This window comes from Anaerolineae bacterium (assembly GCA_014360855.1).
Classification (GTDB): Bacteria; Chloroflexota; Anaerolineae; order JACIWP01; family JACIWP01; genus JACIWP01.
Genome location: JACIWP010000136.1, coordinates 1 through 8,206, shown reverse-complemented (window position 1 = coordinate 8,206; position 8,206 = coordinate 1). Strand labels below are relative to the sequence as shown.

At 62.9% G+C, this 8,206-nt stretch carries 5 protein-coding genes; 1 reads left to right on the top strand and 4 read right to left on the bottom strand.

The genetic code is table 11. The features are described 5' to 3' along the window. Positions 1-56: 56 nt before the first annotated feature. The 4 genes from H5T60_08645 to H5T60_08630 form a co-directional block, all read right to left on the bottom strand. Positions 57-1,067 carry a DUF4340 domain-containing protein gene (locus H5T60_08645; protein MBC7242499.1) on the bottom strand — a complete coding sequence of 337 codons (1,011 nt, stop codon included), beginning with the start codon at positions 1,065-1,067 and terminating at the stop codon, positions 57-59. After that, positions 1,064-3,997 carry a Gldg family protein gene (locus tag H5T60_08640; protein MBC7242498.1) on the bottom strand — a complete coding sequence of 978 codons (2,934 nt, stop codon included), beginning with the start codon at positions 3,995-3,997 and terminating at the stop codon, positions 1,064-1,066. Before H5T60_08640 ends, H5T60_08645 begins: the two co-directional genes overlap by 4 nt. Continuing rightward, positions 3,994-4,950 carry an ATP-binding cassette domain-containing protein gene (locus tag H5T60_08635; protein MBC7242497.1) on the bottom strand — a complete coding sequence of 319 codons (957 nt, stop codon included), beginning with the start codon at positions 4,948-4,950 and terminating at the stop codon, positions 3,994-3,996. Before H5T60_08635 ends, H5T60_08640 begins: the two co-directional genes overlap by 4 nt. Before the next feature lie 131 nt (positions 4,951-5,081). Continuing rightward, positions 5,082-6,305, bottom strand: coding sequence for a trypsin-like peptidase domain-containing protein (locus tag H5T60_08630; protein ID MBC7242496.1), 1,224 nt, complete (start codon positions 6,303-6,305; stop codon positions 5,082-5,084). A gap of 194 nt (positions 6,306-6,499) precedes the next feature. On the opposite strand from H5T60_08630, the gene H5T60_08625 reads away from it, so the two are divergent. Then, complete coding sequence (locus tag H5T60_08625) at positions 6,500-8,125, top strand: response regulator (GenBank protein ID MBC7242495.1); 1,626 nt, start codon at positions 6,500-6,502, stop codon at positions 8,123-8,125. The last annotated feature ends 81 nt before the right edge of the window (positions 8,126-8,206 follow it).

Below are 8,206 nucleotides of genomic sequence, written 5' to 3'. Positions count from 1 at the left end.
GCAGGTGACAGTCACCTCCAAGGTGACTGTCACCTGCGCTGGGAGTTGACGAGGGATTACGAAGCCGGCGTGGGTTGTGCCGGCGCCTCATCCGTCGGCGCCGGCGTCGGGGTCGGCTGAACCAGGAAATCTTGCCGCCCCTTGTTCACGAAGTCCTCGGCGGAGAACGCCGAGACTCGCACGTAATAGGGCGACTCGGAGGAGCGAATCACATAGCTGTTGTCCTCCTGGCGCGCCCCCACCGTGACCGTATAGGTGCGACTGCCGCCGGCCTCATCCTTCGCCTCCACGGTGATGACGGCACTGGGCTGGTCAAAACCGTACTCCGGCTTCTCCGTCTTGCCCAGCGGCTCCATCATCCACCAGGCTTCCAGCCGGCCCAACAGTACCTTCACCGTGTTCTCATCCAGCGTCTCTCCGGCGGCCAGACCCTCCAGGCTCCATTTGCCGGCCTCATCCTTGCGGAAGCGGAACGTCCCTTGCGCGTTCTGGACGGTGAAGGCGGTCACCTGATCCTGGGGCACCGAGAAGTACTTGGCGTTGAGCCAGGATGTCAAGGCAGTGCTGGCATCAGAGAAGTTGATGCCAGAGACCAGGTAGACCTGATTCTGGCCGGCGCGCCGCGCGTGGGTCACGTTGTACGCCGGCGAAGTGCCCAGATACAGGATGTAGTTGGTGCCATCTTCGGTAGTCATAGTGATCTGACGCTCGAAGGCGTCATCCGCGACCCGCAGACGGCGGTGACTGGTGCTGTTCTCCGTCACCAGCCGGTTGGACTGCAGGGCGGCCACTTTGTCGAGGAACTCCGTGACCCGCTTTTCCTCACAGGGATAATCGTCCACATTCGGCAGAACCCAGGCGCCGGCCTTCTTCTCCAGCACCACTTCCCCGCCCTCGGAATCCTTGACCGCAATCCGCACGACCTGCGATGCGTCGAGGCCTTCCAGCAGGGCGACCGCCGGCGCCGCCGCAGTGCCGCCGCGCGGCCAGAAGACTACGCCGACCACAATAAGCTGTACCACGAGCAGGACAGCCAGGAGCTGATTGGTGCGGCTGATGTTCTTCATGACTCACCCCCTTGCCCTTTGTCCGGTTGATGCAGGTTCACGAGCGGCATCGGGGCCTCATGCCGCCGGCGGTGGTTCCACACCAGTCCGATCACTCCCAGACCCAGCAGGGCCACCACATAGTTCAGCCCCTCCCAGAAGGACTGCTCGCCCTGCGACAGCGGCCGCAGGAGGCGGGCCTGGGTACCGCGCGAGCGGATGCTCAGCAGGTCCGCATCCTCCACCGCCCAATCCACCGCATTCTGCAGGAACTGGAGATTGTTCAGATAGCGGTCCTGGAACAGGGTGCGGGAGATACCCAGCACGGTATCATCCAGGAATTCGGAACTGCCGATGACCACCAGGCGGGCCGATTCCGGCGATTTCTCCACCGTGGTCATGCCCAGCGCTTTGTCAGGTTCCTCCGCGGCGCCGGCGTTCTCCTGACCTTGCTCCGCGCCGGCCTCCAGGAAGGGATTGGGACGGTCCTTGAAGTAGCTCTCGAAACTACCGCGGATGCTCACCGCCAGCAGGTGCGACTTCTGCTCCCCTTCCACCGGGAAGCCCAGCTCCGGGTACGCTTGGGGGTTGGGCTGGACGTCATTGGTGGTACGCACCCAGGAGGCATCGGTGGAGCGCAGGAGTTCCACCACCTCACGATCCTTGTTCTTCTCGGGGTCCACCTCCAGCGGGGAGACCCACTGCAAGGTCACCGCCGGCAGGTTGGCCACGATGGGATTGTTCTTGGCCATGCCGCTGGCGCGCACGTCCACGAAATAGGGATAGCGCATCTGCTGGATCTCCACCACGTTGACGCCGGAGACAGTGCGCGTGACCTGGATGGGGAACGGCTCGTTCTGCGGGTCCAGCACCATGCCCTGACCCACCGTGACGCCGTAATGGGCCAGCATATCATACAGCGGATCGTTGACCGGCTCCATCAGGATGGCGCCGCCGAACTGCATCGGGGAGAGGCGGTAGCGCCCGCCGGCCACGATGACCGCCCCACCGCGCATCAGGTACTGGTCAATGGCGTACAGCTCCTTGTCGGTGAATTGATACGGGCCGATGATGACCAGCACGTCCACATCGCCGGGCACGCGGCCACTGCTCAGGTCCACCGTCTTCAGGTTGTACTGTTGGGAAAGCTGGTTGCGCACCAGCGACCAGGTGGAGATGGGGTTGGAATATCCGCCGAACATGTTGGGCACAGGCTCTTCGGAGGGATGCCAGAGGCCCACGGTCTTGAGGAAGCCGGGCGCCGCCCGTTTGATGCCGGCCTCGATCTCCGAGCGCACATCTGCCTCCGTCATACTGCCGGTCGGATACATGACCGAGACATCCTCGCCGGCCTGCATGACCAGGTGCAGATAATAGGTCTGGTCAGAGAAGAGGCTCACCGCGAAGGGGCGGATCCCATAGGAATTGTACAGCTCTTCCGCGGAGATGCCGGCCTGCGGGTCCCGCGGGTTCACCATGGTGAAGATGAACTTGCCGCCGGCAGTCCTCTCAATATCGCGCGCCACTTTCTCCACCAGCCCGGGGATATCCTTCAGCTCCGCCGGCAGGGTATCAGGGGTGGTGTACAGCGTCAGCCGGATGGGCTGTTCGATCTTGGCAAAGAGGGCATCCAGGCTCTGGAAGCCGTACACCACGCGCTTGATGGCGCGGGTCAAATCATATTCCAGATTGCGCAGGCCGACGTCCCAATTGCCCCCGCCGGCCGGCCGGATTTCGATCAGATCATCGAAACTCAGCACCTCATACTGGTCGCCGTAGCGCACCAGGATATCGAAATAGGAACTGATAATGGTGTCCTCGTAGCGGCCGGCGATGCGGAAAGGCGTCGGTTTGATGCCGTATATCTGATTGGCCTCCGCCTCCAGCTCGGAGTTACTGCGCGGGTCAACTATCTCCACCTTGATCTTGCCCCCGGAGGCTATCTCATACTCCCGGAGCATATCGCGAATGGTGGGAACCAGGGGCGAGAGCAGGGGGTGCGTCCGCTCGCTGAAATAGCCGCGGATGAGGAGCGGCTCTTCCAGGCCGCGGATGAGGTCGCGCGTGACCGGGGAAAGGCTGTACTCTTTGCCGGCGGTGATGTCCGCGCGCAGTCCGTGCAGAGGGAACATCCAGGCGTTCAGCGCCAGCACGTTGGCCCCCACCAGCACGATGCGCAGGAGGGCATTAAGACGATGCGGCCGGCTCCGGGGCCCCTCGCTCCAGCGCTTGCTCTCCAGCGATACCACATTTGCCACCAGGAAAAAGGCGGTCAGGGAGAGATAGTAGACCAGGTCGCGCAGGTCAATGACGCCGCGCTCGATGCTCTCGAAGCGACTGCCGGTGCCGATAGCGCGCAGGATCTCCGCCGGCGTCTCCCCGAACAGTTTCGTCACCCCTGGCGACCCGACCAGATAGAACGCCCCGCCCACCAACAGGGTCAGCAGGAGAGAAACGATCTGGTTATCGGTGCGGGAGGAGATAAACAGCCCGATGGCAACATACGCGCCGGCCATCAACAGTGTCGCCAGATACCCGCCGATCACCGGGCCCCAGTCCAGATCGCCCAGCAGGCTGACGGTAATGGGCAGAAAAATGGTCAGCGCCACCGCCAGGGCGATGAGCGCCATGGTGGCAAGGAACTTGCCCAGCACCAGCACCGCCGGCCGCACTGGCAGGGTCATCAGCACCTCCAGCGTGCCGGCGCGCTGCTCCTCGCTCCACTGCCGCATGGTCAGTGCCGCCACCAGGAAGATCATCAGCACCGGCATCCAGCGGAACAGCGGCCGCACATCGGCGATGTTGCGGGCGAAGAAGGTATCCACCCAGAAGAAGGTGAAGAGGGTGACGACGAGGAACACCCCGACGAAGATGAAGGCCATCGGAGAGCCGAAATAGGCCCGCAGTTCCTTGCGCGCTACTGCCAGGACCTGATTCCATGCCGATTTCATGCCGCACGCACCTCCTTCGCTTTGGCTGGTATACTGCCGGCAGAGGTCGCCAGCTCATTGAAGACCGCTTCTAGGGTGCGCACATGACGCCGCAGTTCATACACCGGCCAGTTCTGCTCCCGTGCCAGCCGGAAGACCGCCGGCCGCACATCCACCCCGTTCTCACCGCGGATGTGATATTCCACCCCATGCGGCGTGTCGAACCGCTCCACCGAACGCACACCGGGCAGGCCCTTCAGCGCCGTCAGGGCGCCAGGCACTGCCTCCCCCAGCACCAGCACGGCCTCCGAGGTGGCTTCCAGCTCCTGCAGGCGGGCATCCGCCTTGACCTCGCCGTTCATCAGGATGATGACGCGCTGGCAGGTGGCTTCCACCTCGGAAAGGATGTGCGTGGAGAGGAGAATGGTGCTGTTTTTGGCCAGCCGGCGGATGAGCCGGCGCACTTCCAGCACCTGGGTGGGGTCCAGGCCCACTGTTGGCTCGTCCAGGATGAGCAGTTTGGGCTTGTGCAGGATGGCCTGGGCGATGCCCACGCGCTGGCGGTACCCCTTGCTCAATTCGCCGATGGGGCGGGTCAGGTAATCCTGCAGGCCGGCCGCCAGGATGGCCTCGGTCAGCAGGGCCGGCTGTTGCTCCGCTGGGATTTGCCGCAGATCGGCCATCAGCCGCAGGTACGCCTGTACTGTCAGCTCCGGATACAGGGGGGCGTTCTCCGGCAGATAGCCGATGCGGGACTGCACTGCCAGCGGGTCGGCCACCACATCAATGCCGTCGATCCACACTTCTCCCTCATCCGGCTGAAGATAGCCGGTGAGGATTTTCATCAGGGTGGTCTTGCCGGCGCCGTTGGGCCCCAGTAAGCCGATGACTTCGCCGGCGTCCACATGGAAGCTCACATCCTTGACCGCCTGCACCATGCCGTACGATTTACTGAGATGCTTGACATCGATCATTTCCAGCCATCCCTCCTCGATACGGGATGGTGTCCCAGGGGGGATGCCGGCTGGCCGCCCCCTGGGACACCTGCGCGTACGCCGTATGAATATATTCATCCCAGGCCAGAACGCGAAATCACCACCGTCCTTTATTCCTTCGGCCGCTCCGCCAGGGTGACGGTGACCTTCTTTTCCTTCCCATCCCGGATGATGGTCAGCGTCACCTGCTGGCCGGGCTGGGTCTTGCGCACCAGGTACGAGATGAGCTGATCCATGCCGGTTACCGGCGTGTCGTCTATGGCGATGATGACATCACCGCCGGTAGTTAACTCCTGGCCTTGCACACGGATGACGCGCTCACTGCCGCGCAGGCCGGCCTTGTCCGCTGGACTGCCGGCGGCCACGTCCAGCACCAGCGCGCCCCGGCGCACCGGCAGGTCCAGGGCCTTCACGTCCTGCGGCAGGAGATCACGCCCCGTGATGCCCAGCCACGGATAGGCATATGAGCCTTTGGCGATGAGCGCCGGCACCACCTTGGCGATAATGTTGCTCGGCACCGCGAAGCCGACGCCGGAACTGCTCCCCGTCTGAGAGATGATCATGGTGTTCATGCCGATAACCTCTCCGCGGCTGTTCAGCAGGGGGCCGCCGGAGTTGCCCGGGTTGATGGCCGCGTCAGTCTGAATGACCTCCGGGATGGAGAAGCGGGAGAGGCCCGATTGAATCACGCGCCCCACCGCGCTGACGATGCCGCGCGTCATCGTCCAGGTCTGGCCGAAGGGGTTACCGATAGCCACAGCAAGCTGTCCCACCTTCACCTGGTCTGAATCTCCCAGGATCACCGGCTTCAGCGCGACCTGGGTTGGGTCCACATTGATCACGGCGATATCGCTCTGCGGGTCCGTGCCGATGACATCCGCCTCCAGAATGGTCCCATCCTTGAAATGCACTTCCACAATAGTGGCATCCTCGACCACGTGGTCATTGGTGACGATATGGCCTTCTGTGTCCCAGACGAAGCCCGAGCCTTCACCGCGCCGATATAGGTCATCGGCGAAGCCGGAGAGACCTGAGACCTGCTGGGCCACCCGGATGTGCACCACGGATGGGCTGACCTCCTCGTACATACGCGTCAACAGCTCTTCCTCTTCGAGGACGCCGGCCGGCAGAGCGCTGGACTGCACCGCCGGCGCGGCGGTCGCCGCCTTCTGCGGAGCGGGCGTGGGTGTCGGCGTCGAAGCGATCTCCGCCACCGCCGTGATAGCCGGGCTGACGAGAGTGCGCACGGTCCCCGCCCAACCACAGCCGGCCAGCAAGCTCAGGATCAACATTATCCCCACCAATACCCCTACACGCTGTTGCATGTTTCTCATAGGAAACCCTCCTCCGTACTTTTCTGACGCCTTCCCGCACTGCGCAGCAAACTTTCCCAGGACTGTCTCCGTTATCCTATCTCTGGTGGGTTAATGCAAGATTAAATCGAGCGGCGAATTGCCCCTGCCGGCGGCTTCACCTCTTGACACTCCCCCTGGTTTAGGGTATCATCTTGCCCGGAGGGACACCCAGTATGCCGGCACAGGAAGCGGGATACTCGATCCTGTTCATTCTCGAGGACCCCACGCAAGCCTCCATCTATGCCCAGGCCCTGCAGAGGCAGGGCTATCGGGTCTGGACGGCCCATGATGGCGAGGAAGGTCTGGCAAAGCTTCGAACACTAAAGCCCTTCCTGGCCGTGGTGGACGCGCTGCTCCCCAAGCGGGATGGCTTCGTCATCTGTGAGCATGTCAAAACCGATCCCGCGCTGGCCGGCATCCCGATCATCCTCCTCTCCCCCTTCGACATCGAAGCGGTCAAGCCGCTCCGGGAAAATGGTCTTGGGCTGGCAGATGCCTTCCTTTCGGCAGACCTGGTTCTGCAGAAACCCGTGCCAGTGGAACGGCTCCTGGAATTTGTGGAGCGAATCCGTGAGGGCCGGCCGGCTGTCCCACCCCCGACCGTCGAAGAACCGAAGCAGACCGTGCTTCTGATTGACGACGACCGGCTGAACATCAAACTGCTGGAAGTGACCCTGACGGACGCCGGCTTCCGCGTGTTGACTGCGCTCACCGGCAAAGAGGGCCTTCAGCTTTTCGAACAGAAACAGCCCGACCTGGTGATGCTGGATATGCTGATGTCCGACTTGCACGGCCTTTCTGTGCTCACCAGCCTGAAACGCCGCGCGCCGGCCCTGCCGGTGATTATCATGACCGCCCATGGCTCGGAGGAAATGGCGGTCGAGGCCATGAAGCTGGGGGCCTCGGATTACCTGGTCAAACCCCTGCACTACCAGCGCGTTGCCGCCGTCGTACGAGAACATATAGAGAAGAGCAGACTGCGCGCCACCGAAGAGCGCCTGACCCATCAACTGCGGGAAAGCGCTCTGCAGTTGATGCGCCGCGTGGCGGAACTGGAACTGGCGCGCCGCAAGCTGGAGCAGGCGCATGCTGAATTGGAGGAAGCCGGCCGGCTGAAAACCGAATTCATCTCCATGGTCTCCCACGAGCTCCGCACCCCGCTGACCAACATCCAGGGGTATGTGGAACTGCTCCTCGATGAAGCCGACGGGCCGATCAACGACACCCAGCGCGAGTATTTGGAGATCGTCCTGGACAACTGCAAGCGCCTGATCGCTATTGCCAATGACCTGCTGGACATTTCCCGCATCGAGGCCGGCAACCTGCGGCTCAATAAAACCCGCCTGCGCCTGCAGGAGCTGGTGGATGAGGCGGTGCGCTCCCTGTATCCCCTGTTCCAGGCCAAGAACCTTCAGCTTACGTTAGACCTGGCCCCACAGCCCCTCTGGATACGGGCGGACCGGGAGCGCATGATCCAGGTGCTCAACAACCTGCTCTCCAACGCCTGCAAGTACACGCCGGCCGGCGGCAGTGTCACCGTGCGTGCCTTCCCCGACAACGGACGGGCGCTGGTAGAGGTGAGCGACACGGGCATCGGCATCCCGGAGCAAGACCTGGAGCGCATCTTCGAAAAGTTTTACCGGGCGGAGAACTCCCGTCAGGAGGCGACCTACGGCACCGGGCTGGGGCTTCCCATCGCCAAATCGCTGGTCGAACTGCACGATGGAAGCATCTCCGTGACCAGCAAACTGGGCAAAGGCTCTACGTTCACGGTGCAGTTGCCCCTGCTGGAGGGGTAACGGCCGGCGAATGGGGGCTGGGGGGCGCCCCCGTTCGCAACTGACTCTTACCCACTTTCATAGGCGAGAGACCATCGGTAG